The sequence below is a fragment of the Streptomyces hamibioticus genome, assembly GCF_047946815.1.
GTDB lineage: Bacteria > Actinomycetota > Actinomycetes > Streptomycetales > Streptomycetaceae > Streptomyces.
The window spans coordinates 3,588,027-3,613,726 of record NZ_JBKKQY010000001.1; the positions used below are offsets into that span (position 1 = coordinate 3,588,027).

Sequence of the window (25,700 nt, forward strand, 5' to 3'; positions counted from 1 at the left end):
AGGGTCCTGCGGCGGTGACCCTACGCGTCTTTCCACAGCGCGGTGCCCCGCGCCGCGGCCCGGTCCGCGATCCGGTCGAGGAGGTCCGCGGCGGGCAGCGGGGCGACCCGGCGGCCGTCGCGCAGGCGTACGGCCACCGGGTCGCCGTCGGCCGCGGCCTCCCGGGCGCCGATCACCGCCTGGTACGGCACCAGCCGCGCCGCCCGGATCCGGGCGCCCAGGGTGCCGCGGTCCGGCCCGGCGACCTCGGCGCGCAGCCCGCGCCCGGTGGCCCGGCGCAGCAGGTCGTACGCCCGTTCCTCCTGGTCGGTGCCGACCGGGAGCACCACCAGCTGCACCGGCGCCAGCCACACCGGGAACCCGCCGCCGTGTGCCTCGACCAGCTGGGCGACCGCCCGCTCGACGCTGCCGACGATGCTGCGGTGCACCATGACCGGGCGGTGCCGGGCTCCGTCGGGGCCGGTGTAGCGCAGGCCGAAGCGCTCGGGCTGGTGGAAGTCGATCTGGACGGTGGACAGGGTGCTCTCCCGGCCGGCGGCGTCGGCGATCTGTACGTCGATCTTGGGTCCGTAGAAGGCGGCCTCGCCCTCGACCGCCTCGTACGGCAGACCGTCCAGGGCCTCCTCCAGCAGGGCGGTGGCCCGGCGCCACAGCTCCGGGTCGGCGACGTACCTGCCGCCGGGGGCGGGCAGGGAGAGGCGGTACCGGGAGGCGGTGATGCCCAGGTCGGCGTAGGCGCGGCGGATGAGCGCGAGCGCGGAGCGGGCCTCGTCGGCGGCCTGGCCGGGGGTGCAGAAGATGTGCGCGTCGTTGAGGTGGATGGCCCGGACCCGGGTCAGGCCGCCGAGGACGCCGGACAGCTCCGCGCGGTACATGGCGCCCAGCTCGGCCATACGCAGCGGCAGTTCACGGTGGCTGCGGGCGCGGGAGCGGTAGATCAGGGCGTGGTGGGGGCAGAGGCTGGGGCGCAGCACGACCTGCTCGCCGCCCAGGTCCATCGGCGGGAACATGTCGTCGCGGTAGTGGGCCCAGTGGCCCGAGATCTCGTACAGCTCGCGTTTGCCGAGGACGGGCGAGCTGACGTGCCGGTAGCCGGCCCGGCGTTCGGCCTCGCGGACGTACTCCTCCAGGGCATGCCGGACGGTGGCGCCGTCGGGCAGCCAGTACGGCAGCCCGGCGCCCATCAGCGGGTCGGTGTCGAACAGGCCGAGGTCACGGCCGAGGCGTCGGTGGTCGGGCACGGCGGGCTCCTCTCCCAGGAGGGCGAGCACCGCGCGACGAAGCCCCGGGGACTCGCCCCGGGGCTTCGGACTTTCGGTCAGCTGTCAGCGCGCCGGGACACTCTCCGGCGTCGTCGTCGGACGGAGACGGGCGCGCTGCATGGCAGGACCGTAGCAAAGGGGCCGATGGCACGCCGAAGCGTTTTCCACCCCCGGGCCCCCGCTCCTCAAACGCCGGAGGGGCTGACCTACCAGCCCGTCCGGGGGCACCCCCTCTGCGGGAGCTTGAGGACGAGGCCGTCCATGCCGAACAAGGGGGGTCTGGGGGCGCAGCCCCCAGGGGCGGGCAGGACGGCGGGGGCGAGGAGTCACCCGGACGGCCCCGCGCGCTGGTGGGGCGCCGGGGCCGGTGGTGCCGTGGAGGGGCGTGACCGCACGGCCGCCCCGGCCGGCCCGGCCCCAGGAGGCACCCCCGATGCACCGTCCCCCGGCCGTCCGCCCCGCCCGCGCCCCCGTCCTCGTCGCGGCGGTCCTGCTGCCGGCCGTGACCGCCTGCTCGGGGATCGCGCCGGGACCGGCCGCGTCGCCCGCCCCCACCCCGCCGCCGAGCGCGCAGTCGCCGGCCACGCTCCCGACGCCCGCCACCGCGCCCACCCTCACCGCGGCGCAGGCCCGGGCGGCGCTGATCACGGAGGCCGACCTCGGCGAGCCGTGGCAGCCGACGCGGGGAGCGGCGACCTGGCGGGACCAGCGGCTGAAGGCCACCACCGAGGGCCGCGACTGCCGGCGGCTGCTGGACGTCCTCTACACCGAGGACCTCTTCGGCGCCGCCCCCGCTCCCCGCGCCACGGTCGGCCTCGACGACACCACCGAGGAGACCCAGCTGCACTACCGGGTCACCGCCCACCGCGCGGCCGACGTGGACCGCGCGCTGGCCTGGCTGCGGGCGCTGCCGGACCGGTGCGGGCGGTTCCCGGCCCGGACCGCGGAGGGCGACGCGCAGGACGTCCGGGTCACCGGCCTGGACCTGCCGGAGGCCGGTGACGCCCGGGCGGCCCTGCGGGTGACGCTGCGCGGCCCGGCGGCGGGCGTGGAGTCCGCCGTGCTCACCGTGGTCCTCGCCGCCGCACGGGTCGGCGACGACGCGATCAGCCTGACGTACGGCGGTCTCGGCGAGGTGTGGGACGACGTCGCGTGGACGGCGGTGGAGGTCGGTGCGCGGCGGCTGGCGGAGGTCAGGAGGCAGGGCCGGGCGCTGGTGTGAGCCGGTGCCCACCGGCCCCGGGCGAGCCCGTCGCCGGTCGCCGCGCGCCGGCCGTCCCCACCCGGGCGCTGCGCCGGCCGGCCCCGCGCGGGCCTCGTGCGCGCCGGCGCTACCGGTCGCGCTCGATGTGCTCCCGGTGGGCCACCACGTCGCGGGCCACGTCGTGTGCCGTGCGCCCGCGGACGAAGGCGCGGGCGCGCAGCCGGGCCAGCGCCTCGTCGGCGTCGACCCCCAGCTGGGCCATGATCATGCCGACGGCCTGGTGCACCTCGTCGTGGTCGCCGCCCAGCCCGCCGAGCCGGCCCCGCGGCCAGTCCCGGGCGGCGTCGGTGGCGGCGGCCGGTCCCGCCTCGCCGGTGCCTGCGTCTCCGTGGTCCTCGTAGCTCCCGTAGTCCTCGTAGCTCCCGGAGTCCTGGGAGTCCCCGAAGTCCTGAGGGTCCCGGTAGTCCTGGGGGTCCGGGTAGGCCTGGGGGTCTCGGTAGTGCCGGGGGTCCCCGTAGTTCTGGGGGTCCCCGTAGTCCTGGGGGTCCTCGTAACCCAGCGCACGCGGCAGTGCCATCAGGGCCGTCGTCATGGCCTCCGCCACGAGCCGTGCCGTGCTCAGCTCGGGGCCGGTGAGCCCGCCGGGGGTGTCGCGGTACAGGTCGAGGGTGCCGACACAGGCCCACGCGTCGCCCAGCGGGAGCGCGTACACCGCCCGGACGCCGGCGGCCGTCACCTGCTGGGCGTAGACGGGCCAGCGGCCGGCCTCGGCGTCGGTACCGGCGGTCAGGTCGCGGGCGAGCACGGGGGCACCGGTCGCGCCGGCCTGTACGCACGGGCCGTCGCCCAGGGTGGCCTGTATCTGCGACAGGTGCGCGGCCCGCTCGCTGCTGGCGCACAGCTGCACGGGCAGCCCGTCGCTGCGCAGCGACACGCTCGCGCCGGTCACCGGCAGCAGCCGCACGGCCACCTCGCACAGCCGCTCGGGCACCTCGCCGGGCGGAGCGCCCCTCACCTGCTCGGCTATCAGGTCGGAGGCGCTGACGGGCGAGGGCCGTGGGTCGTCGTCACCCGGCTCGCCACCGTGATGTCCGTCGCTGGGCCGCACCTGCACCGCCTCCTTCGCTCCACGCGGCCGGCAACGTCGTCGACGGGCCGGGACGCGGCGCGCCGCCCGATGACCGCCGACCCGGAGACCAGCCACGACTACCCTTCGCGGCCCGCGCGAAACCGCCCGCGGCCCGGCGACGCCCCCGGCGGGCGGCCGCTGCCACGGCGGCCGCTGCCACGGCGGCCGCTGCCACGGCGGCCGGGCGAGCGCCGGTGCGCAGAGGCCGTCACAGCGGCGGCTGCGCCGGTGCCGGGCCGAGGGTCGTCGTCCCCGGGGCCGTGCGGTGGCCGAGCCCCGTCCGGTAGGCGTCCATGGCCGCCTCCACCCGGCCAGTGCGGCGCAGCAGGTCGCCCAGCAGCCGGCACAGGTCGGCCAGGTCGCCGGCCGCGCCCGCGCGCTCCAGCAGGCTCAGCGCGCGGACGTAGTGCTCCTCGGCGGCCTCGACGTCGCGGGCGTCCTCGGCGATGGTCCCGAGCAGCCGGTGGGCACCGGCGGCGTGCACGGCGCCGCGCTCGGAGGACAGGTCGTCCAGCACCTCGCGCAGCAGTGCGGCGGCCTCCGCCGACCTGCCGCGCCGGTGCAGCACGTCGGCCAGCTCGACCGCGGCCTGGCTGCGGTAGAGGGCGGCGCGACTGGCCGACAGCATGGTGAGCGCCTCGCGCAGCTCACCCTCGGCCCGCTCCAGTTCGCCGTTCTGCGCGTGGACGTACCCGCGCATCCAGTGGCAGTTGGCCAGCTCGGTGCTCAGCTGGAGGGTGCGGTACAGCTCGGCCGCCTTGGCGAGCGAGGCGTCGGCCTCGGCGAGACGGCCCTCGGCGAGCAGGGTCCGGGCCACGGAACGGTGCATGCGGGCCACCAGCGCCGGGTCGCCCGCGCGGGGAGCGAGCGCGAGGGCGAGTTCGGCGGCCTGGGCGGCGCGGGCGTGGGCCCCCATGTCCATGTACGGGCCGATGGCGCTGGCGTACAGCAGGAGCAGGGCGTCCGGGTCGTGCAGGCCGCCGCGGTTCAGCTCGTCGAGCGTGGACTCCAGCAGGTAGACGGCGTAGCGCAGCTCACCGGCGAGGTAGTGGGCGACCGCCCGGCCGCGCAGGGCGGGGACCCGGGCGGGCAGCGGCGCGTCGGCGGCGGCCAGGCACTCCTCCGCCCGCTCGAAGCGGCGCCGCCCCTCCTCCAGCTCCCCGCTCTGCAGCGCGCACTCCCCGAGCCCGAGCAGCGCCTCGGCCGTCAGCTCGGTGAGCCCGTGGGCCTCGGCCTCGGTGAGCAGCGCGCCGTACTGCTCGGCCGCCGGCCCGGCGCCGCCGGTGGCGAGCGTGCGCCGCGCCTCGGTCAGCCGCAGGCGAAGGTCGGTGGCGAGCCGGGCGGGGCGCCCGGTGAGCAGCTCCTCGTACGCCACCCCGAGCCGCTCGGCGATGTGCCGCAGCGCCTCCTCGGAGGGGCGCACCCGGCCGGCCTCCAGCGTGGAGACGTAGGCGGGGGTGTACGCGGGCTCCGCCAACTGCCGCTGGGTCAGCCCGCGGTCGACGCGCAGCCGTTGCACCCTGCGTCCGAGCACCACCGGATCGTCACGGTCTTCCACGGTCGGCTCCCCCTGCGGCACTTGCCGTTCCCGGTTGGCGCCCCTAGGTTAAACGGCGCATTAAACGTGCTTAACACATCGCTGTTGCGAGGTCGCCGTGCAGATACGCACACGCACCGCGGAGCGCTACGCCAGGGGCTGCGCCGCCGCCGTCGTCGCCGTGGCCACCCTGGTCCTGGCCGCCAACGCGGGCCCGGCGCGAGCGATCCCGGCCCCGGTCCCGGCGGCCGTCCAGCACACCGCCCAGTCCCCGGAGACCGGCGAGCAGGCGGGCGGCCGGACGGCGCGGTGAGCCATCGGGCGGCGGTCAGCCGGGCAGGACGCGGCGCAGCGCCGCGTCCAGGCGCCGGGCCAGCGTCGCGTCGTCCGGCGGTTCCTCGGTGAACAGGGCGCCCAGCTGGGCGGTGAACGTCTGGGTGAAGGCCCCGTACAGCGGGGTGCGCGGGCGGTGCACCGCCCGCTGGAGGGCGGGCAGCAGGACCGGGCGGGCGTGGGCCGGGCGGCCGGCACGGTCGCGGGGCATGCGGTCGGGGCGTTCACCGGTGGGTGACGGCGAGGGCGTCGCGCCGGTGACCCGGCACCGCAGTCCGTCGTCGGTGTAGGCCGAGGTGCGCGTCGCCGCGAAGCCCGCGTCCAGCAGACAGCGCTCGCTCTCCCGGCCGGTGAGGTACCTGATCAGGTCGACCGCCTTGGCCGAGCGCGGGGAGGAGGCGGTGACGGCCAGGTTCTGGCCGCCGAGCACCGCCCGGCCGGGCAGTGCGGTCACGCCGAGCTGCCCGGTGGTGAAGGACTGGTGCAGTGTGCCGTACACGTACGGCCAGTGCCGCAGGAAGGTGGTCCGGCCGTCGGCGAAGTCCCCGAGGGAGGCCGCCTCGTCGGAGTGCACGGCGTCCTGGAGGGTGTACGACACCTCGGTGCGGCGGCGCAGCTCGGCGATGCCCCGGGCCAGCTCCTCGGCGTCGGCGGTGTAGCGGCCGTCCTCGTCGGTGAGCGCGAAGTCCTCCGCGGTCGACGCGAACGCCTCGACGGCGTTGACCGTGCGGCCCTCGTAGGCGGCGAGCTGGGTTGTCCAGCCCTTCTCGTGGCCCGGGGGCCTCGGGAGGTGCTCGTCGACGGTGTTGATCAGGGTCCGCAGCCCCTGCCAGTCCAGCCCGCCCCCGTCCAGGTCGGGCCGCTGCACGCCCGCCCGGCGCAGGTGGTCGCGCCGGTAGTAGAGCAGGCCCACGTCGCTGTTGAACGGCGCCGCGTACACCTCGCCGGCCCACCGGGCCGTGCGGGCCACGGGCCTGATGACGTCCTTGTCGACCAGCGACTTCGGCAGCGGCCGGATCAGGCCGGCGGCGGCGAACTCCGGCACCCAGGTCACGTCCAGGTTGACCACGTCGTAGGCGGAGCTGCCGGACTGCAGGGCCCCGAGCAGCTGGCTGCGCTGTTCGTCGGCGTTGCCGGGCAGCTCCACCAGCCGGGCGCGGTAACCGGTGCCGGTCCTCTCCTGCTCCTCGTTCCAGGCGTCGATGAGCCGCTGGCGGATGCCGTTCCGGCCGGTGACGTCGCGCCCGCTGGCGACGACGATGTCGCCGGGCACGGCACCCGCGTCACCGGAGGGCGGCGGCGTGGCGGTGCCGTCCGCCCCGCCGCCGGTGCAGGCGGCCGCCAGGGACAGGGCGAGCGCGCAGAGCAGGGCCGCCGGACGGCGGAACCGGGACCGGGACGCCGGCATCAGTCCTCCCCCGTCCCGGTGCGGGCCACCTCGTCGTGCAGCGCGGCGCCGAGGTCGTCGTCGGTGTCCAGGCACCGGCCCCCGCTCACCTCCGAGATGCGGGCGTCCGGCTCGCCCGCGTCGCAGCCGCCGCCGGTCAGCGACACCATCGTGACCGGCACCCGGGCCGCGCGGGCGCGGTCGAGGACGTCGTCGAGCCCGGCGCCGGCCAGCCGGTTCGCGTCCTCGTCGTCGGTGATGAACACGATCAGGTCGGGGCGCTGCTCGGCGGTGGCGCGCTGCTCCATGAAGTCGAAGGCGGCGAGCAGCGCACCGCGCGGATCGGCCTCGGCGTCCCGCACCCCGCCCCTGCGGTCGACGGTCCGCTCGGCGTCGGCGCGGCTGTGGCGGCCGAGGGAGAGCAGGGTGTCGTACGTGTCCTCGCCGGTGCCGTGCACCGCCCACACGCCGTACTCGTCCCGGCCGCCGAGCCCGCCCAGCGACTGCTTGAGCAGGCCGGGCCCGCCGCTGGGGCCCTCCCACAGGCCGCCGCCCATCGAGCCGGAGCTGTCCAGCAGGAACAGCACCCGGCCGGGCCCGTTGGCACCCTGGTAGCCGGTGAGTGCCGCCTCCATCGCGTCCCGCCCCGCGGGCTCGGTGAGCGGCGACGGGGCCCGCAGCACCCCCTCGGCGACCTCGTCGGTGTCCAGCAGGGCCCGGCTGCCGGTGGCCGCGCGGAATCCGTCCCGCGCGAACACCGCCCGGCCGCCCTCACCGGCCAGCCACGCCCGGAACCGCTCGGCGGCGTCGTCCCGGGCGGCCGCGTCGCGGTCGGCGCCCTGCCAGCGGACCCGGACGAAGACCGGCTCCAGGCCGGGCACGTCGCCGGGGTACTGGGCCATGCGCGGGGTGCGCCGGGTGCTGTCGCAGCCGACGCCGCTCTTCAGCAGGAACTCCGGGACCAGGGCGGCCGTGCGGTCGTCGACGGCGTCGTCGCCGGGCAGCGCGCACAGCAGGTCGGCGGCGGTCGGGGAGGGCGGCCCGGTCTGGTCGACGCGCCGTTCGGCACGCGCGGGGTCGGCGGCGGCGCCGTCCTCGGCGTCCGGGTCGCTCGCGTACAGGCCCACCGTCGCGAGCAGCCCGGTGACGGTGAACTCCGGGTCGGGACGGCGTACCTCCGCGTCCTCGTGGCGGGCGCGCAGCGCGTCGACCATCCGGTTGAGCGAGGGGCCGACGCGGTCGTCCAGCAGCTCGGCGGCCAGGTCCTGGGGGACGGCGAGCACGACCGGCGAGTAGGCGAGGGGCTGCTCGGCGGGGTCCAGCCCGGCGGCGGCGTCGGTGTCCTGGCCGGCGACGACACGGGCCACGTCCGCGCGCGAGCCCGGGATCCAGACGTCGGGCTGCGGGCCCACGTCGCGCTGCGGGTTGGCGCCCTCCTCGGGGGGCTCCTGCCAGGGGACGGTCTGCCGGCGGAGCGCGGTGACCGCGTCGGCGGCGCCCGCGCTGTAGACGGTGATGCCGCTGCGGCGGCAGCCGTCGCCGGTGGTGTTCTCCGCGGACGTGAGATAGGCGTCGGCGGCGCTCCGCACGGTCGGCTCCAGGTCGGGGTCGGTGAGCACGCGCAGTTCCAGGGACGGGGCACAGGAGGCCGGCCCGTCGATCAGGTCGGGGACGATGCGGTACGCGCCGACGACGAGCGCGGCGACGGCGAGCAGCGCGGCGAAACCGGTCGGCAGCCGGCCCCGCCCCGGCCGGGCGGTGCCTGACCGGACCCGGCGGAACAGGCCCGTCACGGCCCCGGCCAGGGCCCCCGCCACGGCGGCGGACGCGGTGCGCAGCAGGGCGAGCAGGGCGAGCAGCGCGGCCCAGGGTGCCGGCCGGCCGGGCGGCGGCGGAGGCGGCGGGGGCGGCCCGGCCAACCGGCCCGGCGCCGCCAGCAGCACGTCCTCCTCCGGTACGTTGTGGCTCTGCGGTTCCCACGGCGCGCCGCGCAGGGTCCGGTGGCCCCGGGCGGCCATCCGCCGCCGCAGCTCGTCCGCGAGCTGGAGGAAGGTGACCTCCTGCCGCTGCTCGGTCCGTTCCTCCAGCAGCCGGACCAGTTCGGCGGTGAAGGGGGTCGGCGTGTGCGGATCGCCCGCGTCGATGCGGTGGTTGGCCTGGACGCTCATGAGCAGCAGCACGCGCCGCTTGTCCGGGAACCTGTCCCAGATCCAGGCCGCGTTGCCCGCGAAGCAGCAGTCGAGAACGACCACGATCCGCTTGGCCGGGCTGCTGGCCAGCACCGTCAGCACGGTCTTGAACATCTCGGCGCCGGGGAAGACCGCCTCCCCGCCCGCCACCACGCTCGCGTTGCGCAACTGCAGGAACAACTCGTCGCCGGCGCTGGGAATCGCCCCGTGACCGGAGAAGTACAGCAGCAGGACGCCTCGGGCCTGTCCCGCGGCCGCGCTCAGCGCCCGGCCGAAGGCGACCTGGTCCGGCGACCGGGACACGATGATCTCCCGCTCGTCGAACACACCGGCGTCGAGCAGGGCCTCGTGCAGCCGGTTGAGGTTGTGCTTCACCGCGGGCAGGTCTCCGGGCACGCCGCCCGGCGGCTCCGTGACGTCGTACTCGGACACCCCGACCAGCAGGGCCCGGTTCACCTTCCCCTGGGGATCGAAAACGGACACGCCGGTCACCTGTCGTCGGCGTTCACCGGCTCGACCCTGTCTCCGGGCGGTTCGCCGTTCTCCACCTCGCGGCGGTTGGCCCGCCAGGCCGCCACGGCCCCTTTCACCTGCTCCAGCAGCTCCTGGAAGACGACGGCCGTGGCGCCGCCGACCACCGCCACGACGATCTCCATGCCGAGACCCATCGGGGTCCCGGTGCCGCCGCCCGTCACCTGCCGTTCCCGGATCTGCACCTGACCGTCGCGAATCAGCTCGTAGAGCGGTTTCTCCCGCTCCAGCCACATGCGCAGGGCGCGTAAGTCCCTCTCGGTCGCGGTGTCGTCCAGCTGCACGCGGACACCCCGCGTGGCCACTCCGTCCCCCTCAGCCATAACTCACCATCATGGCACCGAGGTTGCGCGTAGGGGAGGGTCCGTACGCCACCGTCACGGCGCACACGCGGGCGCGTCCCGGGAAGGATCACGCCGGTGCGTCGGCCCGGAGGCGGTCCAGTTGCCGCCGTACGTGGTCCAGCGCGCCCTCGCGCCGGCCGGGCACCCGGCTGCGCACCTCCGCGAGCAGCGCCCCCAGTTCCCGGGCGGGGGCCGGGGCGCCGATGCGGCCCCACTGGTGGTGGGCCCGGTCCACGGCGGCCTCGACGGCGGGCGCGTCCGGCGCCTGACCGGCGTTCAGCCGGGCGTGGGCCACCGTGAGCCAGGTACGGCAGCTGCGCACCGGGTCCCCGGCGAACATCGCCAGGTCGGCCCGGACCTCCGTCCAGTGCAGGGCCTCCTCGGAGGCCGGCCCGAACGCCCGCCCGGCCTCCTGCTCGTGGCGCGCGGCGAGCGCGTCGGCGTCGGCGTGCCGGCCGGCCTTGACGGCGGCGGTGAGGGCGGCGTGCGGATCGCCGGGCACCGGTCCGGGCACGGCCAGCACCAGCTCGGCGCCGCCCGGGCCCGGGCCGGCCCCGGGGCCCGCCGCCTCGCTCGCCGCGCGGGCCAGTGCCTGGAGGTGCAGCTGGTCCGGCGGCGGGCGGTGCCCGCTGCGCAGGATCGTCGCGACGCTCCGCATGTACCACGGCACCGCCACGGCCCGCCGTGCGGGCGGCGGCGCGATGCGACCGTAAACGGCGTTGTTGCGGCCCGAGTCCAGGGGATGCGCCCGCAGCCACTCCCAGGTCTCCTGGTCCGCGTGCAGGTCCAGCAGCAGGGTCGTCGCCCCGGCCGGCCGCAGCCGCAGCTCCTCCCGGATCCAGTGCCAGGGCAGCGCGGTGTAGCGGACGGTCGCCGGGGTGGTGCGGGCCAGCGCCAGGTGCGGCAGGCGCTGGCGGCGGTCCAGCTGGAGCTGCCCGGTGACGTACACGGTCAGCGGTCCGGGGGCCGCCGCGGCGGCCCGCAGCCGGGTGAGCACCGCCTGCGGCTCCAGCGGGTCGGCCAGCTCGACGACGTTCGCGGTGTCCGTGCCGGACAGCACCGCGGGCGGTACGGCGGCGAGCACGGGGAGCACCGAGGCCGCGTCCACGAGGCGCCCCTTGCCCACCGGCGAGGCCGCGAGCAGCAGCACGGTTCCGGACATGTCCCCTCCCCCTGGCGGTGACCCCTGTCGGTCCCTGACGATGCGTGTCGATCACGTACGGCAGCACCGTAACCGCTGCGGCTGCAAAGCGGGGCGCCCTACGGCGGACTCGACGCCCGCCGGCCATCGACCCGGCCCCGCTCGGCCACAGACCCGGCCACCTACCCCACCCCGCTCGGCCACGGACCCGGCCACCTGCCCCGCCCCGGTCGGCCACGGACCCGGCCGTCGACCCGGGCACCCGGCCGGTCCCGTGTGCGGCCGCCGCCCCGGCCGCCGCTCAGTCCCGCAGCCGCCGTACCGCGAACACCGTCGTGTCGTCCGCCAGCCGCGCCGCGCAGTGCCGCAGCGTGCCGTCCCGGACGAGGGCGACCAGGCGCCGCGGTTCCGTCCCACCCGGGCCGGCGGTGACCGCGCCGCGCACCTCGTCGGTGTACGGGTAGAAACAGCCGGCGCGGTCGCGGGCCTCGGTCACCCCGTCGGTGACCAGCAGCAGCGTCTCGTCGGCGGCGAGGGGCAGCCGGCACACCGGGGGCGTGCCGGAGCCGAGTTCGGCGAAGCCCAGCGGCAGACCGCCGACGGCCGGGAGCTGCCGTACGCCGTCCGGGCCGACCACCAGCGGCGGTTCGTGGCCGAAGACGACGGCGTCCACGGCGTCGGGCGCGTCGTCGGGGAAGCCGATCAGCACCGCGGTCGCGAACCGGTCCCCGTCGGCCCGGCCCAGGGCCTCGTTGTAGCCGCGGTGCCGCACCATCCGGGTCTCCAGCCGCTCGGCGACCGTCGCGAGGTCGGCCTCGTGGTAGCCGGCCTCGCGGAACGTGCCGAGCAGTGCCGCCGCCGTCTCCACCGCGCCCAGCCCCTTGCCCTGCACGTCGCCGAGGAGGATGCGGGTGCCGTGCGGGCCGGGCTGGATGTCGTAGAAGTCGCCTCCGACGCGGGCCTCGGTGTCGGCGGTGAGGTAGGCCGCCGCGTGCTCCAGACCGGCCCAGCGCGGCGGCAACGGGCGCAGCACGGCCCGGCGGGTGGCGTCGGCCACGTCCCGCATGTGCAGCATGCGGCGCTCGCCGCGCATCCGGACCGCGCAGGCCAGCGTGGCCAGCAGGCCGCCCGCGGCGACGAGGATGAAGTCGGGCAGACCGGTCTGGTACTGGTGCGGCCAGGCGCTGTCCACGAGGACGTACGTCAGCAGTGCGAGCGCGGCGAGGACGGCCGTGCCCCACAGCCCGCAGATGGCCGCGGAGATGCCGGGGACCAGCACGATCCAGGAGATCGTCCGGAACTCGCCACCGGTGTTGCTGTCGACCAGCACGATCCCGGCGAGGAGCAGCAGCGGCGGCAGCCAGGCGACGCTCCGGCCGCGGACCCGCAGCAGCTGGTGCCGGTGCACGGCCTCCGGCCGGCCGGCGTCCTCCGCGGGCGGCCCCGGCCGGCCGCTCACCGGCCTCAGGACGCGACCCCTCACCACCCCAGCGAAACACGGGCCGGCACGTCCCGCACCCTGACTTGCCGGGCGGCACGGGCCGGTGTGCGCTGGTAGTCGGGGGCGAGGAGAGAGGAGTGCTCTCATGGCTCAGGCGGCACCCGCGTCCGGCGGATCGACCAGAGGGTCCATGACGTCCGGGACGAGCAGGTCGGCCAGAACGACCGGGACGACCGGGGCGACCGGGCCGGGCTCCAGGACGCCCGACGTCTTCGGCCCGGGCGTCCACAAGGCCGTGAAGTACGGGCTGCCCGTGGTGATCGGTCTGGTCTACGGCTTCTGGGCGGCGGCCAACCGGCGGCACGGCGGCCCCGTCACCGGCGGGAACCTGCTGTTCGGCTTCATGACCGCGCTCGGGTACATCGTGGTCAACTACGCGGTCGGCATCGTGGCCGAGCGGTCGATGCGCGAAGTGCACGCCGTGCTGTGGGCCGCGTTCGCCGGCAGCGCGGTCGGCTTCCTGTACGCGCAGAGCGGCGTGGCCGTGTTCACGTGCGTCGTGGTGTCGCTGGGCGTCGCGGCGGGTGTGTTCGCCGTGCTGTTCTACCGCTACTACACGCGCGAGGACGCGCAGGGCAGGCGCATCGGCTGACGCTCACCGCCGCGTCGGCGACACCACGGGGCCCGGCCGATCGGCCGGGCCCCGTGCGCTGTGCCGTCAGGCGCCGCCAGGAGCCCTTCAGGAACCCGTCGGGAGCCCGCCAGGAGCCCTTCAGGAGTCAGTCAGGAGTCAGCCCTTCCACTCGGGGCACGGGTCCGCGCACTGCGGCACCCACCGGCCGCCGGAGTCGACGAAGGCCGCGCTCGCCCAGCCCTGGGCGCCGACGAGCCAGTACCAGTACGGGTTTCCGTTGACGCTCTGGCCGCGGACCACGCAGCGGATGCGGTCCTCGGTGCCCGGCGCGAGGCGGTCGACCGCGGGGGCGTGGCTGGTGGGCGCCTCGCGCACGGCGAGCGCGGTGGGCGAGGTGACGGTGCCCCGGACCGGGCCGCTGTCACGGCCACCGGGGACGTCCGGGTACGTCGGTGCGGGCGCCGCCGCTGCCGTGGTGCCCGCCGCCGCGGCGACGAGCGTGCCGCCGGTGAGCAGGGCGGCGGCCAGGCCGCGCAGGGCCGGAGTGGTGCGCATGATCGGCTCCAATCTCCCCCGAACCAGGTAACACCCGTTCGGGTGAACGCTCCACCGGAGAAGGCAAACGCCCAGCTCGGAGCGGCGTTGGTCGACGGGTCGACCCGCTTCGGAGCACCCGTTCGGAGCACCCGTCCGGCGGCACGGAGGCGGCTGGATCGCCGGACCGGCACGGACGCGGCCGGACCGCCCGGACCGCCCGGACCGTCGCCGGGACATCGCCCGGGCATCGCACGGCGTCGCACGAGGGTCGCACGGGGGTCGCTCAGTCATTGCCCGGGCATCGCCCGGATGCAGTCCCCGCGCTCGCGGGAGCGGCCCGCGAGGCATTGCCTGGAAGCGTGCCCAACCGTCTCCGCAACGCCCTGTCGGCCACCCTGCTCGTCCTCGCCTGCCTGCTCGCGCCGTGCGGCACGCTGGCGGCCTGGGCGGTGCACGGGGTGGGCGACACCGGCCGGTACGTCGCCGCCATGGCGCCGCTCGCGGCCGACCCGGACGTGCGGAACGCCTTCGCGCAAGCGGTGGGCGACGGTGTCGTGGACGAGGTCGCCGCCGGTCCGATGCGGGGCACCGTCCGGCTCTTCGTGCACGACGCGGCCCGGTCGTTCACCGGGACCGAGGCCTTCCGCGCGGGCTGGGACGCGGCCCACCGGACCGTGCACGGCGCGGTGCTGAGCGCCCTGCGGGACGACGGGGCGTACGGCCGCCCGGTGACCGTCGACCTGTCCCCGGTGACCGCCCGGGTCAAGCACCAACTGGCACAGGACCGGGTGCCGTTCGCCCATCGCATCCCGGTCCGGCCCACGGCGGTCACCGTGCTGCCGGCCGCCGAGGCGGACCGGCTGAGGAAGGGGTACCGCGTGCTGGACGTCGCCGCGCTCTGGTTGCCGCTGGCGGCCGTCGTCTTCGCCGTCGCCGGGATCGCCCTGGCCACCCGTCGCCGCCGTGCGGTCACCGCCGCCGGCCTCGGCACGGCCCTGGGCGGCGCGCTGCTCGGGCTGGCCGTGGTGATCGGCCGCCGGCTCACCCTGTCCGAGCTGCCCGGCGCGGTGCACGGCCCGGCCGCGGGCGCCGTCTACGACGCCCTCACGGCCACCCTGCGCACGACCGCGTGGCTGCTGGTCGGCCTCGGCCTGACCGTCGCCCTGGCCTCCTGGCTCACGGGACGCTACGGCCCCGCCCGGCGCCGCCGGACGGCCGCGGAGCAGACGCCCGGACCGGTGCCGCCGCCGACGCGGGCCCGGCTGTGAGGAACGCCGCGCCGCGCAGGCGGGGCCGGGGGCAACCTTCCGGGTGGGTGACCCGTCTCTTAATGAGGCTTCGGGCCCGCGTCTCGCCCGTCGCCCCTCTCATCCCGACCCTCACCGAGCGGAAGGCCGCGACTTGGACACGGACACCGCGGCGGCCGCGTGGACGGTACCGGACGACACACCCGTGCGGCGGCGCACCGGGCGGCGGTTCAGGGCCTGGTGCGCAGGGCTGCTGTTCGCCGGGGTGAGCGTGGTCGTCGGCTGCCGGGCCGCCGACAGCGACGGCATCACACCGGTGCCGCAGCTGCTCGCCTTCCTGCCGTGGCTGCTGGTGCCCACCGGCGCCGGGCTGCTGCTGACGCTGCTCGCCCGCTGGTGGACGGGCGCGGTGTGGGGAGTGGTCCTGCTCGGGATGCTGGCGTGGTTCATCGAGCCGTACGGCAGGACCGGCGACCCCGTCGGCCTCCCCGTGGCCGAGCTGCGGGTGCTGACCTCGAACGTCGAGTTCGGCCAGGGCACCGGCGCGCTGATCGCCGCCGTCCGGCGCGAGAAACCCGACCTGATCTTCGTACAGGAGTGCGAGTACACGTGCGGTGCGGCACTGCGCCGCGACCTCGCCGCGGACTACCCCCACCGGTGGGCGGTCGAGGGCGGCGGCTCCGAGGGCTCCGTCATCCTCAGCCGCTTCCCGCTCCGGCCCGCCGCCGGTGTCCCCGGCACCATGGGCATGCCCGGCGCCGTGGCCGACATCGAGGGCACCGCGGTGCGGCTCCAGCTCGCGCACCCCATGCCCCCGCTGCCCGACCAGGTCGGGGTGTGGCGCGCGGAGCTGGGCGCGCTGCGCGAGGCCGCCGCCGGTGCCGTCGAGGGTCCCGCGGTCTTCGCCGGCGACTTCAACGCCTCCCAGGACCACGCCGCCTTCCGCCGCATCCTGGACACCGGGGGACTGCGCGACGCGGCCCGGCTGGCCGGCGCCGACCGGACGCCCACCTGGCCGTCCGGGACGACACCGGCGTTCGGCACACAGATCGACCACGTGCTGGTGTCGGAGGACTTCACCGCGCGTGGCGTCCGCTTCCTCGACCTCGCCGACACCGACCACCGGGCCGTGCTCGTCGACCTCACGCTGCACGGGCGCGGCTGAGCGCCGCGCCCCTGGCCGGCGGCGCGGGGGCGGCTCAGACGCCGATGTCGCGGCCGTCCGCGCGCCACACCGCCACGACCGCCGGGCGCACGATCTTCCCCGGCCCGTCGGGCCAGGAGCTGGCCGGCTTCTCCACCGAGGCGCCGTCGACCTCGCCGGGGTGCTGGACGGCGACCAGCACTCGCCGGTCCTGGATGACCGGCCCGCAGGTCTCGGCGCCGGTCGGCACGGTCAGGAACTGCTTCAGCTCACCGCGCCGGTCACCGCTGGTGGCCACGCCGAAGAGCCCGTCGTGGCTGCCGAGCGCGTTGCCGTCGGTGGAGATCCACAGGTTGCCGTGGTCGTCGAAGGCCACGTTGTCCGGGCAGGAGATCGGGCTGACGGACTCCTTCGGGAAGCCGGCGAAGTAGGTGGCCGGGTCCTCGGGGTCGCCCGCGACGAGGAACAGCGACCACGCGAACCTCGTGCTGTCCGCCCGGTTCCAGCGCTCGGTCAGCTCCAGGATGTGCCCGTGCTTGTTGCTGCTGCGCGGGTTGGCCTCGTCGGGACCGGCGTAACCGGCCTTGCCGCGGTTGGAGTTGTTGGTGAGGGCGACGTACACCTTGCCGGTCTTCGGCGAGGGCTCGATGTCCTCGGGACGGTCCATCTTGGTCGCGCCGACCTTGTCACCGGCGAGCCGCGTGAAGACGCACACCTCCTCGGCGGTCATGCCCTCGACGTGCGAGACGGCGCCGTCCCCGGTCGCGGTGACCAGCGGGATCCACTCGCCGCTGCCGTCGAACTCGCCGTCGCGCGGCAGCTTGCCCGTGCCGTCGATCTCGATGGAGGGGGAGTCGCCGGTGAGCCTGGCGACGTAGAGGGTGCCCTCGTCGAGCAGCGACAGGTTGTGCTCGCGGGCCCAGCGGGAGTTCCCGTGCCGCATCCGCTTGCTGCCGACGAACTTGTAGAAGTAGTCGAACCGCTCGTCGTCGCCGGAGTAGACGACCGGGCGCCCGTCCCAGGTCAGCCGCACGGTCGCGGCCTCATGCTTGAAGCGGCCGAGCAGGGTGTGCTTGCGGGGCGTGGAGTCCGGGTCGTACGGGTCGAACTCGACGACGTACCCGAAGCGGTGCACCTCGTTCGGCTCCTGGGCGACGTCGAACCGCTTGTCGAACCGCTCCCACTTGCGCTCGGTGGCGCCGGAACGGATGCCGTACCGCTTGTCGGTGGCGCTGGAGCCGTTGGCGAAGTACTGGTTGAAGTTCTCCTCGCCGTGCAGGGTGGTGCCCCACGGGGTGGTGCCGCCGGCGCAGTTGTTGAGGGTGCCGAACACCTTGCGGCCGGCCGGGTCGGCGGAGGTCTTCACCAGGTCGGACCCGGCGGCGGGCCCGGTGAGCCGGAACTCGGTGGTGGCCGTGACCCGCCGGTTGAGGTGGTGCCGCGGCACCGGGGTCAGCTTCCCGCTGCGCCGGTCCTCCTCGACCACGACCGCGGACAGGCCGTGCGCGGCCCAGGCGATCTCGACCTGCTCCCGGGTCGGGTTCTCGGAGTCGTAGCCGCGGAACATCAGCGTCTCGTCGGTGTACTCGTGGTTGGCGACGAGGATCTGGCGGCCGCGCTCACCGCGCAGCGGCAGCAGCGAGAGGAAGTCGTTGTTGTAGCCGAACTGACCGGCCTGCGCCTCGGCGGTCTGGTTCTCGGGGTCGAACGCGGGCGCACCGCGCAGGATGGGCTCGCCCCAGCGGATCACCACACCCTGGTGGTAGCCCTCCGGTACGACCACGGCGTCCTCGGTGTTGGGCGCCACGGGCGTGAACCGCAGTCCGCGGGCGCCCTGCGGTTTGCGGTGGTTGCCGTGCCCGTGGCCCTTTCCGGTCACCGGGGCGGCCTGCGCCTCGGGAGCGCCCGCGACGCCGGCCGCACCGGCGCCGGCCGCGGCGACGGTCACCACGGCGGCGGCCCGCATCATCGAGCGGCGGCTGAGCGCATCGGCGATGACGTCACCGACGTACTCGTTGTCGCTGGTGTTGGGCACCTCGTGGAAGCAGGCGTCCCCACACCGGAAGCGGCAGGTCATGGCGGACCGGCCGCCAGGATGTGAGCCGGACGGCGTTCCGATCAACGGCAGCAGCTTGCGCACTGTTTTCTCCCCTTGGGTGCCCTTGGTGACAGCGCGACCGTAGGGGCACATACGTGCGGCAGACGGGCGCCGGAGTGAACAGCGAGTGAACCCCGGAGAACCACAAACCGGTTGCTCGCCGACCCGGCGTGTCCGGGCGGGGGGCCGGATGCGACCCTTGACGCCGGCGGTGCTCCTGTGCCAGACCCTGCCCTGGATCACCCGCCGGGGCCGCTAACCTTACGTGTCCGTCCTGGCCAGGGATTGACGGGCTACAACTCACGCGAAGGGTTGCGCACATGGGCATTCTCACTCTCCTGCGGAACGCGTTCGGCCGGTCACGCAAAGCACGGGCCGCCCAGGCCGAGGAGGCCACGCAGGAGACGGCACCCTCGCGGGAACGGGCGACGGACCAGGAGCCGACGGCACCGGCCCCGGCGCCGTCCACCACCACGTCCCCGAGGGTCCCGTCCCAGCCCACCGACCCGGATCCGGCCCCCACGGCCCACGTCCCGGAGCCGCGCCCGGCCAAGGGGCACCACGACCTGGTCGCGGCGGCCTTCGACAACGTGACGGTCCCGAAGCCGGCCCGGACACCGGACGAGGCCGACGACACGAAGCGACAGGAACAGCAGCCCGATCCGGAGCCGTCCAAGCCCGAGCCGACGCCGACCACCGAGCCGACACCCGCCCCCCGTGCCCCGGAGCCGAGGGCCGAGACCTCAAAGCCGCAGCCGAAGCCCGAGGCCCCGGCCCCGAAGCCGGAGGAGTCCCCGAAGCCGGAGGCCCAGCCGGACCCATCGGCGAAGCCGGAGGCAGCGGCGGAGCCGGAGGCCCAGCCGGAGACGACGGCGAAGCCGGAAACCACGCCGCAGCCGGAGACGACGGCACAGCCGGAAGCCACGCCGGAACCGGAGCAGGCGCCGGAACCGGAGCAGGCGCCGGAACCGGAGCAGACGGCAGAGCGGGAGACCACACCGCAGCCGGAGACCACACCGCAGCCGGAGACCACGGCACAGCCGGAGACGGCACCGCAGCCGGAGCAGACGCCGGAGCCCGCGTCGACGGCGAAGCCGGAGCCCGCACCCGCCCCCCGCCCCGCAGCCGCCGACGGCGAGGACGCCCCGCAGGGGTCACCCGCACCCGACGACGAAACCCGCACGGGTGGTGCCGGTGGGAACACAGGGGCCGAAGGCGAAGCCGAGGCCACGAAACCCGCCACCCCCACCACCCGCATCCGCTCCCGCGCCCCCGGCCTCCTCACCGCCCACAAGGCCGCTGGCACGGCCCTCAAGAAGCTCGGCCTCACCGGCACCCGCGCCAAGGTCTACCTCGTCCTCGACCGCTCCGCGTCCATGCGCCCGTACTACAAGGACGGCTCCGCCCAGGCCCTCGCCGAGCAGACCCTCGCCCTGGCCGCCCACGTCGACCCGGACCCCACCGTGCACGTCGTCTTCTTCTCCACGGAGGCGGACGGCACCGGCGAGCTGACCCTCACCGACCACGAGAACAAGATCGACACCCTGCACGCCGGCCTCGGCCGCATGGGCCGCACCAGCTACCACGCCGCCGTGGCCGAGGTGATCGCCCTGCACGAGAAGTCCCCCGACCCCACCGCCCCCGCCCTGGTGGTCTTCCAGACGGACGGCGCCCCCGACGCCAAGACCCCCGCCACCCAGTCCCTCGCGGACGCGGCGGAGAAGCACCCGTCCCTCTTCTTCTCCTTCGTCGCCTTCGGCGACCCCGAGAACAAGGCCTTCGACTACCTCCGCAAGCTCAAGACGGGCAACACCGCCCACTTCCTCGCCGGCCAGACCCCGCGGGAGCTGACGGACAAGGAGCTGTACGAGGGCATCCTGGCCTCCTGGCGCCCGTGACCCACCGGGGGGATGGACGAGGCACGGCCCCCGTCCATCCCCCGAAACGCGTGTGAGTCGATCTTCACGGGACCAGTAGGATTTCGACCATGGCGGCCACTGGATCCGAGAAGCAGGGTGACAAGGCGTTCTACGTCAGCACCCCCATTTACTACGTCAACGACGCTCCTCACCTGGGCCACGCCTATACGACCGTCGCAGGCGACGTGCTCACGCGCTGGCACCGTCAGCGCGGCGAGAAGGTGTGGTACCTCACCGGCACGGACGAGCACGGTCAGAAGATCATGCGCACCGCGGAGGCGAACGGCGTCAGCCCGCAGGAGTGGGCCGACAAGCTCGTCACCGAGGCGTGGAAGCCTCTCTGGGAGCACCTGGAGATCGCGAACGACGACTTCATCCGCACCACGCAGAAGCGGCACTCCGACCGCGTCCAGGAGTTCGTGCAGGACCTGTACGACAAGGGCGAGATCTACAAGGGCGGCTACGAGGGCCCGTACTGCGTCGGCTGCGAGGAGTACAAGCTCCCCGGCGAGCTGCTCGACGGCGAGGGCGAGTACGCGGGCGAGAAGCTGTGCCCGGTCCACAAGAAGCCGGTGGAGATCCTCAGCGAGGAGAACTACTTCTTCAAGCTGAGCGAGTACGGCGACAAGCTGCTCGCCCACTACGAGGCCAACCCGGGCTTCATCCAGCCCGAGTCCGCGCGCAACGAGGTCATGAACTTCGTCCGGCAGGGCCTCCAGGACCTCTCCATCTCACGCTCGACGTTCGACTGGGGCATCCCGATCCCGTGGGACGACAAGCACGTCATCTACGTGTGGGTCGACGCCCTGCTGAACTACGCCACGGCGGTCGGCTACAACGAGAACCCGGAGAAGTTCGAGGCCACCTTCCCCGCCGACGTCCACCTGGTCGGCAAGGACATCCTCCGCTTCCACGCGGTCATCTGGCCGGCCATGCTGATGGCGCAGGGCCTGCCCCTGCCCGGCAAGGTCGCGGCCAACGGCTGGCTGATGGTCGGCGGCGAGAAGATGAGCAAGTCCAACCTGACCGGCATCAAGCCGCAGGACCTGACGTCGCACTTCGGCGTGGACGCGTACCGCTGGTACTTCCTGCGGGCGATCGCCTTCGGGCAGGACGGCTCCTTCTCCTGGGAGGACTTCTCCGCCCGGTACACCTCCGAGCTGGCCAACGACTACGGCAACCTCGCCTCCCGCGTGGCCGCCATGGTCGGCAAGTACTTCGGCGGCACACTGCCGGAGGCCACGGCCGACGGCGAGGCCGAGCGGGCGATCCACGACGGTCTGGCCAAGGCCGTCGCGGAGGCCGACCGGAAGATCGGTGACGAGCTGGACTTCCAGGGCGGCATCCTGGCCGTCTTCGACTTCGTCAAGCAGGTCAACGGCTACATCACCGAGCAGGAGCCCTGGAAGGTCGCGAAGGACACCTCCGAGGAGGGCAAGGCCCGCCTGGCCACGATCCTCTACACGGCGGCGGAGTCGCTCCGCGCGGTCGCGGTGCTGCTCAACCCGGTGATGCCGGACACCTCCGCCAAGCTCTGGGACTCCCTGGGCGCCGAGGCCTCCCTCGGCGCGCTGGCGGAGCAGAAGGTCCAGGAGGCGGCGGCCTGGGGCCGGCTGCCGGCCGGCTCGACGGTCACCAAGGGCGCGGTCCTCTTCCCGCGTCTCGAGGAGAAGCCGACCGCGTAACGCACCGGCTACAGCAGGGGGCCCGGGAGAAGGAGATCTTCTCCCGGGCCCCCTGCTCTGCGAGGATCGGGCCCGTGCGGCCGCTCCGGCCGCCGCCGGTCACGTGGGGGGACTCCATGGCACTGTTCGGCAACGCGCACAGCATCGACCCGGCCCAGGCACAGCAGGAGTACGCCCGCCTGCTCGGCCACGGCGAGCAGGTGCACGCCGCCTATCTGCTGATCCGCGACACCATCCTGTTCACCGACCGCCGCCTGATCCTGGTCGACAAGCAGGGCATCACCGGCAAGAAGACGGAGTACCACTCCATCCCGTACCGCAGCATCACCCACTTCGCCGTGGAGACGGCCGGCACCTTCGACCTCGACGCCGAACTGAAGATCTGGCTCTCCGGCTCCCAGGCCCCCATCCAGAAGACCTTCACCAAGGGCGTCGACATCTACGAGGTCCAGGCGATCCTGACCCAGTTCGTCGCGCGATAGGGCGCGGCTCCAAGGAGGGGGACTCAGTCGTGAAGCACGTCTCGACCACGGGCCGGTGGAGAATCGCCACCGTCCTGCTCGCCGGGCTGCTCGGCAGCGGTGCGCTGGGGCCGCCGGCCCACGCCGCCGGGGACACCGTGCCCGCCGACTTCAACGGCGACGGCTACCGGGACGCCGTGCTGCGCGTGCCGGCCGCCACGGTCGCCGGCCGGGAGACGGCCGGGGCGGTCATCGTCCTGTACGGATCGGCCACCGGGCTCTCCGCGAAGTCCCGGGCCGTCATCACCCAGAACTCACCCGGCGTCCCCGGTGGCGCCGAGCGGGGCGACTTCTTCGGCGCGTCCACCGCGTCCGCCGACCTCGATCGCGACGGCTACGCCGACCTGGTGGTCGGCGCGCCCTACGAGGATCTTCCCCAGGGTGTGGACAAGGGAATGGTCACGGTCCTGTGGGGCAGCCGCTCCGGCCTGGTGTCGGGGCGGACGCTGCCGGCACCGGCCGACATGGACCGGTTCGGCCGTGACGTGGCCGCGGCCGGGAGGGAGTCCTCGTCGGCCAGTCTGGTGACAGTCGGGGGCTGGAACTTCAGCCAGACCTTCCGGGGGCCTTTCTCCCGGAGCGCGGACCCGGCCTCGTTCCAGGGGATGGGCATGTGGTTCGGTTCCATGACCGCCGGTGACATCGACGGGAACGGCCTGGCCGACCACGTCGCGTTCTCCGGCCGTGCGGGCGGCCATTCCGGCGGCCTGGTCTTCGTCAACCCCGAACACCAGGTGGGCCCGCACCTCACCGAGGGTGACGCCCTCGTCGCCACCGTCGGCGACGTCAACGGTGACGGATACGGCGACATCGTCGCCGGCGACCCGGACGAACCCGACCAGCGGGGAGCCGACGGCGAGCTGGGGGGCCGGATACTCATCTGGTACGGCAGCCCCCAGGGCGTGCGGACCTCTGCCGAACCGACCGTGGTCTCCCAGGACAGCCGCGGCATCCCCGGTGCCGGGGAGAAGTACGACCGCTTCGGCTCGTCCGTCGTGGTCGCGGACTTCAACCGCGACGGTGTCGGCGACATCGCGGTGGGCTCACCGGGCGAGACGCTGGGCACCGTGGGGGAGGCCGGGATGGTCACCGTCATCCCCGGCACCCGCACCGGCGTCCCGGGCGCCGGCTCCGTCGCCTACCACCAGGAGACGGCGAACGTTCCGGGCGGCAGCGAGCCCGCCGACCGCTTCGGCACCACGGTGTCCGCGGGCGACGTCAATCGGGACGGACGTCCCGAACTGATCGTCTCCGCCAACGGGGAGAACAACTTCGCGGGCGCGGCCTGGGTGCTGCCCGGCGGCACCGGCCTGCCGACCGGTTCCGGCAGCCGGATGTTCACCACGTCGCAGTTCGGGCTTCCGGCCGACACCTACCAACTGCTCGGCGGTGACGAGCTGCCGCTCCTCTGATCCCCGGCCGCACGGGAAGCGGCCCGGTCTCCCTCCCAGGGAAACCGGGCCGCACCCATGTCCGTGCTACTTCGGCTGCGGCTTGCGCACCGTCAGGTGCAGCTCCTTCAGCCGGGCCTCGTCCAGCTCCGTCGGGGCACCCATCATCAGATCCTGGGCGTTGCCGTTGAGCGGGAAGGCGATCGTCTCGCGGATGTTGGGCTCGTCGGCCAGCAGCATCACGATGCGGTCGACGCCGGGGGCGATGCCGCCGTGCGGCGGGGCACCGAAGCGGAAGGCGCGCAGCATGCCCGCGAACTCGCGCTCCGTGGTCTCCCGGTCGTAACCCGCGATCTCGAAGGCCTTGAGCATGATGTCCGGCTCGTGGTTCCGGATCGCTCCGGAGGACAGCTCGACACCGTTGCAGACGATGTCGTACTGCCAGGCCAGGATGTCCAGCGGGTCCTGGGTCTCCAGCGCCTCCATGCCGCCCTGCGGCATCGAGAAGGGGTTGTGGGAGAAGTCGATCCGGCCGGTCTCCTCGTCCTTCTCGTACATCGGGAAGTCGACGATCCAGCAGAAGCGGAAGACGTTCTCCTCGAAGTGCCCGGCGCGCTTGGCGGCCTCGACCCGCACCGCGCCCATGATCTTGGAGACCTCGTCGAACTCGCCCGCGCCGAAGAACACCGCGTGACCGGCGGCCAGGGAGAGCCGCTTGGTCAGCTCCGCGACGTTGTCCTCGGTGAGGAACTTCGCGATCGGGCCGCTCAGCGAGCCGTCCTCGCCGACCCGCACCCAGGCCAGGCCCTTGGCGCCCTGGGAGACGGCGTAGTCGCCGAGCTGGTCGAAGAACTTGCGGGGCTGGGCGGAGACATCCGGCACCGGCAGGGCGCGCACGTGCTTGCCGGCGAAGGCCTTGAACTCCGAGCCCTCGAAGATGTCGGTGATGTCCACCAGCTCCAGCTGGGCGCGCAGGTCCGGCTTGTCGGAGCCGTACTTCAGCATCGCCTCGCGGAACGGGATGCGCGGGAACGGGGAGGTCACGTGGCGGCCGTTGCCGAACTCCTCGAACAGCTCCGTCATCAGCTGCTCGATCGGGCGGAAGACGTCCTCCTGCTCGACGAAGCTCATCTCGACGTCGAGCTGGTAGAACTCGCCCGGCGAGCGGTCGGCGCGGGCGTCCTCGTCGCGGAAGCAGGGCGCGATCTGGAAGTACCGGTCGAAGCCGGAGATCATCAGCAGCTGCTTGAACTGCTGCGGCGCCTGCGGGAGGGCGTAGAACCTGCCCGGGTGGATCCGGGACGGGACCACGAAGTCACGGGCGCCCTCGGGGGAGGTGGCGGTGAGGATCGGCGTCGCCATCTCATTGAAGCCCAGCGCCGCCATCTTGTGACGGATCGCCGAGATCACCGACGTGCGCAGCATGATGTTGCGGTGCATGCGCTCGCGGCGCAGGTCCAGGAAGCGGTACTCCAGACGCCGCTCCTCGTTCACCCCGTCCTCGGCGTTGATGGTGAACGGCAGCGGCTGGGCGGCGCCGAGCAGCTCGACCTCGCCGACCTCGACCTCGATCTCGCCCGTGGGCAGCTCGGGGTTGATGTTCTCGGTGCCGCGGGAGACGACCTTGCCGTCGACGCGGACCGTGGACTCCTTGGACAGCCTGTCCAGCGCCTCGTACGCCTCCGTGCCCGGGCGGGCGACGAGCTGCGTGATGCCGTAGTGGTCGCGCAGATCGATGAAGAGGATGCCGCCCAGGTCGCGCCGATTGTGCAGCCAGCCACTCAGCCGGACGTCGGTGCCGACGTCAGAGGAGCGGAGCTCGCCGCAGGTGTGGGACCTGTACCGATGCATCGTCGTTCATCCAGTCTTCGCGGATCGGGGGCTGTGTCTCACCGTGTCGCGGTCCGTCGTTCACGGTCCGTGTTTCACGTGAAACAACCCCAGCGTACCGGGCACCCACAGCTCGGTTCCTCACCATTGTGGCCAGCAGGGGCACCGCCCGGCGCGACGGCGAGCGGTGGCAGCC

Annotated in this window: 20 protein-coding genes; 9 read left to right on the top strand and 11 right to left on the bottom strand. The window is 74.4% G+C overall.

All coding sequences use genetic code 11. From position 1 onward, the window contains the following. Window positions 1-20: 20 nt before the first annotated feature. Window positions 21-1,241, bottom strand: a complete 1,221-nt coding sequence (gene thrS / locus ACLGIH_RS16165) for a threonine--tRNA ligase (protein ID WP_416525944.1) — start codon at window positions 1,239-1,241, stop codon at window positions 21-23. 454 nt (window positions 1,242-1,695) lie between these two features. Here thrS and ACLGIH_RS16170 point away from each other — a divergent pair, with 454 nt between their 5' ends. Beyond that, window positions 1,696-2,484: a hypothetical protein gene (locus tag ACLGIH_RS16170; protein WP_416525945.1), complete on the top strand. Its 789-nt coding sequence runs from the start codon at window positions 1,696-1,698 to the stop codon at window positions 2,482-2,484. Window positions 2,485-2,593: 109 nt separating this feature from the next. On the opposite strand, the gene ACLGIH_RS16175 is transcribed toward ACLGIH_RS16170, so the two are convergent. Then, window positions 2,594-3,574 (bottom strand): GAF and ANTAR domain-containing protein, encoded by a 981-nt coding sequence (locus ACLGIH_RS16175; RefSeq protein WP_416525946.1) that lies wholly within the window; start codon window positions 3,572-3,574, stop codon window positions 2,594-2,596. A 229-nt stretch (window positions 3,575-3,803) separates the two neighbouring features. After that, complete coding sequence (locus ACLGIH_RS16180) at window positions 3,804-5,153, bottom strand: tetratricopeptide repeat protein (RefSeq protein ID WP_416525947.1); 1,350 nt, start codon at window positions 5,151-5,153, stop codon at window positions 3,804-3,806. Window positions 5,154-5,250: 97 nt separating this feature from the next. On the opposite strand from ACLGIH_RS16180, the gene ACLGIH_RS16185 reads away from it, so the two are divergent. Beyond that, a complete protein-coding gene (locus ACLGIH_RS16185; RefSeq protein ID WP_416525948.1) occupies window positions 5,251-5,445 on the top strand; it encodes a hypothetical protein in 195 nt (64 codons plus the stop codon). Window positions 5,446-5,460: 15 nt separating this feature from the next. Here ACLGIH_RS16185 and ACLGIH_RS16190 read toward each other — a convergent pair whose 3' ends face one another. The 5 genes from ACLGIH_RS16190 to ACLGIH_RS16210 form a co-directional block, all read right to left on the bottom strand. Further along, window positions 5,461-6,873, bottom strand: a complete 1,413-nt coding sequence (locus ACLGIH_RS16190; protein WP_416525949.1) for an extracellular solute-binding protein — start codon at window positions 6,871-6,873, stop codon at window positions 5,461-5,463. Further along, entirely contained in the window at window positions 6,873-9,524 is a 2,652-nt protein-coding gene (locus ACLGIH_RS16195; RefSeq protein ID WP_416525950.1) for a caspase family protein, read from the bottom strand. The genes ACLGIH_RS16190 and ACLGIH_RS16195 overlap by 1 nt, the downstream gene beginning before the upstream one ends. Before the next feature lie 5 nt (window positions 9,525-9,529). Next, on the bottom strand, window positions 9,530-9,895 hold the full coding sequence (locus ACLGIH_RS16200; RefSeq protein ID WP_416525951.1) for a hypothetical protein: 366 nt from the start codon (window positions 9,893-9,895) through the stop codon (window positions 9,530-9,532). 88 nt (window positions 9,896-9,983) lie between these two features. Continuing rightward, the gene (locus tag ACLGIH_RS16205) at window positions 9,984-11,078 is read right to left on the bottom strand and encodes a hypothetical protein (protein ID WP_416525952.1); all 1,095 of its coding nucleotides are present in this window, start codon (window positions 11,076-11,078) and stop codon (window positions 9,984-9,986) included. 280 nt (window positions 11,079-11,358) lie between these two features. Next, on the bottom strand, window positions 11,359-12,516 hold the full coding sequence (locus ACLGIH_RS16210) for a PP2C family protein-serine/threonine phosphatase (RefSeq protein WP_416525953.1): 1,158 nt from the start codon (window positions 12,514-12,516) through the stop codon (window positions 11,359-11,361). 172 nt (window positions 12,517-12,688) lie between these two features. Here ACLGIH_RS16210 and ACLGIH_RS16215 point away from each other — a divergent pair, with 172 nt between their 5' ends. Then, window positions 12,689-13,150 (top strand): hypothetical protein, encoded by a 462-nt coding sequence (locus ACLGIH_RS16215; RefSeq protein WP_416525954.1) that lies wholly within the window; start codon window positions 12,689-12,691, stop codon window positions 13,148-13,150. A gap of 138 nt (window positions 13,151-13,288) precedes the next feature. On the opposite strand, the gene ACLGIH_RS16220 is transcribed toward ACLGIH_RS16215, so the two are convergent. Continuing rightward, on the bottom strand, window positions 13,289-13,687 hold the full coding sequence (locus tag ACLGIH_RS16220; RefSeq protein WP_416525955.1) for an SH3 domain-containing protein: 399 nt from the start codon (window positions 13,685-13,687) through the stop codon (window positions 13,289-13,291). A 341-nt stretch (window positions 13,688-14,028) separates the two neighbouring features. Here ACLGIH_RS16220 and ACLGIH_RS16225 point away from each other — a divergent pair, with 341 nt between their 5' ends. Together ACLGIH_RS16225 and ACLGIH_RS16230 are read left to right on the top strand one after the other, a co-directional pair. After that, window positions 14,029-14,937, top strand: a complete 909-nt coding sequence (locus ACLGIH_RS16225; protein ID WP_416525956.1) for a hypothetical protein — start codon at window positions 14,029-14,031, stop codon at window positions 14,935-14,937. A 133-nt stretch (window positions 14,938-15,070) separates the two neighbouring features. Further along, entirely contained in the window at window positions 15,071-16,081 is a 1,011-nt protein-coding gene (locus ACLGIH_RS16230) for an endonuclease/exonuclease/phosphatase family protein (RefSeq protein ID WP_416525957.1), read from the top strand. Between the two features lie 34 nt (window positions 16,082-16,115). Here the strand turns inward: ACLGIH_RS16230 and ACLGIH_RS16235 are convergent, their stop codons facing one another. Continuing rightward, window positions 16,116-18,200 carry a PhoX family protein gene (locus ACLGIH_RS16235; RefSeq protein WP_416525958.1) on the bottom strand — a complete coding sequence of 695 codons (2,085 nt, stop codon included), beginning with the start codon at window positions 18,198-18,200 and terminating at the stop codon, window positions 16,116-16,118. Between the two features lie 278 nt (window positions 18,201-18,478). Here ACLGIH_RS16235 and ACLGIH_RS16240 point away from each other — a divergent pair, with 278 nt between their 5' ends. The 4 genes from ACLGIH_RS16240 (at window position 18,479) to ACLGIH_RS16255 (ending at window position 23,695) form a co-directional block, all read left to right on the top strand. After that, window positions 18,479-20,056 (top strand): VWA domain-containing protein, encoded by a 1,578-nt coding sequence (locus ACLGIH_RS16240; RefSeq protein WP_416525959.1) that lies wholly within the window; start codon window positions 18,479-18,481, stop codon window positions 20,054-20,056. Window positions 20,057-20,145: 89 nt separating this feature from the next. After that, entirely contained in the window at window positions 20,146-21,762 is a 1,617-nt protein-coding gene (gene metG, locus ACLGIH_RS16245) for a methionine--tRNA ligase (protein ID WP_416525960.1), read from the top strand. A gap of 116 nt (window positions 21,763-21,878) precedes the next feature. Continuing rightward, a complete protein-coding gene (locus tag ACLGIH_RS16250) occupies window positions 21,879-22,244 on the top strand; it encodes a PH domain-containing protein (protein WP_053134196.1) in 366 nt (121 codons plus the stop codon). Window positions 22,245-22,273: 29 nt separating this feature from the next. Next, window positions 22,274-23,695, top strand: a complete 1,422-nt coding sequence (locus tag ACLGIH_RS16255) for an FG-GAP repeat protein (protein ID WP_416525961.1) — start codon at window positions 22,274-22,276, stop codon at window positions 23,693-23,695. A gap of 66 nt (window positions 23,696-23,761) precedes the next feature. Here the strand turns inward: ACLGIH_RS16255 and aspS are convergent, their stop codons facing one another. Then, window positions 23,762-25,525: an aspartate--tRNA ligase gene (gene aspS / locus ACLGIH_RS16260; protein WP_416525962.1), complete on the bottom strand. Its 1,764-nt coding sequence runs from the start codon at window positions 25,523-25,525 to the stop codon at window positions 23,762-23,764. Between the last annotated feature and the right edge of the window lie 175 nt (window positions 25,526-25,700).

What these genes read in the sequence shown, in the direction of transcription:
- ACLGIH_RS16220 (WP_416525955.1), bottom strand. Translation starts at nt 13,687, where the DNA reads ATGCGCACCACTCCGGCCCTGCGCGGCCTGGCCGCCGCCCTGCTCACC.
- ACLGIH_RS16190 (WP_416525949.1), bottom strand. Translation starts at nt 6,873, where the DNA reads ATGCCGGCGTCCCGGTCCCGGTTCCGCCGTCCGGCGGCCCTGCTCTGC.
- aspS (WP_416525962.1), bottom strand. Translation starts at nt 25,525, where the DNA reads ATGCATCGGTACAGGTCCCACACCTGCGGCGAGCTCCGCTCCTCTGAC.
- ACLGIH_RS16200 (WP_416525951.1), bottom strand. Translation starts at nt 9,895, where the DNA reads ATGGCTGAGGGGGACGGAGTGGCCACGCGGGGTGTCCGCGTGCAGCTG.
- ACLGIH_RS16250 (WP_053134196.1), top strand. Translation starts at nt 21,879, where the DNA reads ATGGCACTGTTCGGCAACGCGCACAGCATCGACCCGGCCCAGGCACAG.
- ACLGIH_RS16205 (WP_416525952.1), bottom strand. Translation starts at nt 11,078, where the DNA reads ATGTCCGGAACCGTGCTGCTGCTCGCGGCCTCGCCGGTGGGCAAGGGG.
- ACLGIH_RS16215 (WP_416525954.1), top strand. Translation starts at nt 12,689, where the DNA reads ATGACGTCCGGGACGAGCAGGTCGGCCAGAACGACCGGGACGACCGGG.
- metG (WP_416525960.1), top strand. Translation starts at nt 20,146, where the DNA reads ATGGCGGCCACTGGATCCGAGAAGCAGGGTGACAAGGCGTTCTACGTC.
- ACLGIH_RS16170 (WP_416525945.1), top strand. Translation starts at nt 1,696, where the DNA reads ATGCACCGTCCCCCGGCCGTCCGCCCCGCCCGCGCCCCCGTCCTCGTC.
- ACLGIH_RS16240 (WP_416525959.1), top strand. Translation starts at nt 18,479, where the DNA reads ATGGGCATTCTCACTCTCCTGCGGAACGCGTTCGGCCGGTCACGCAAA.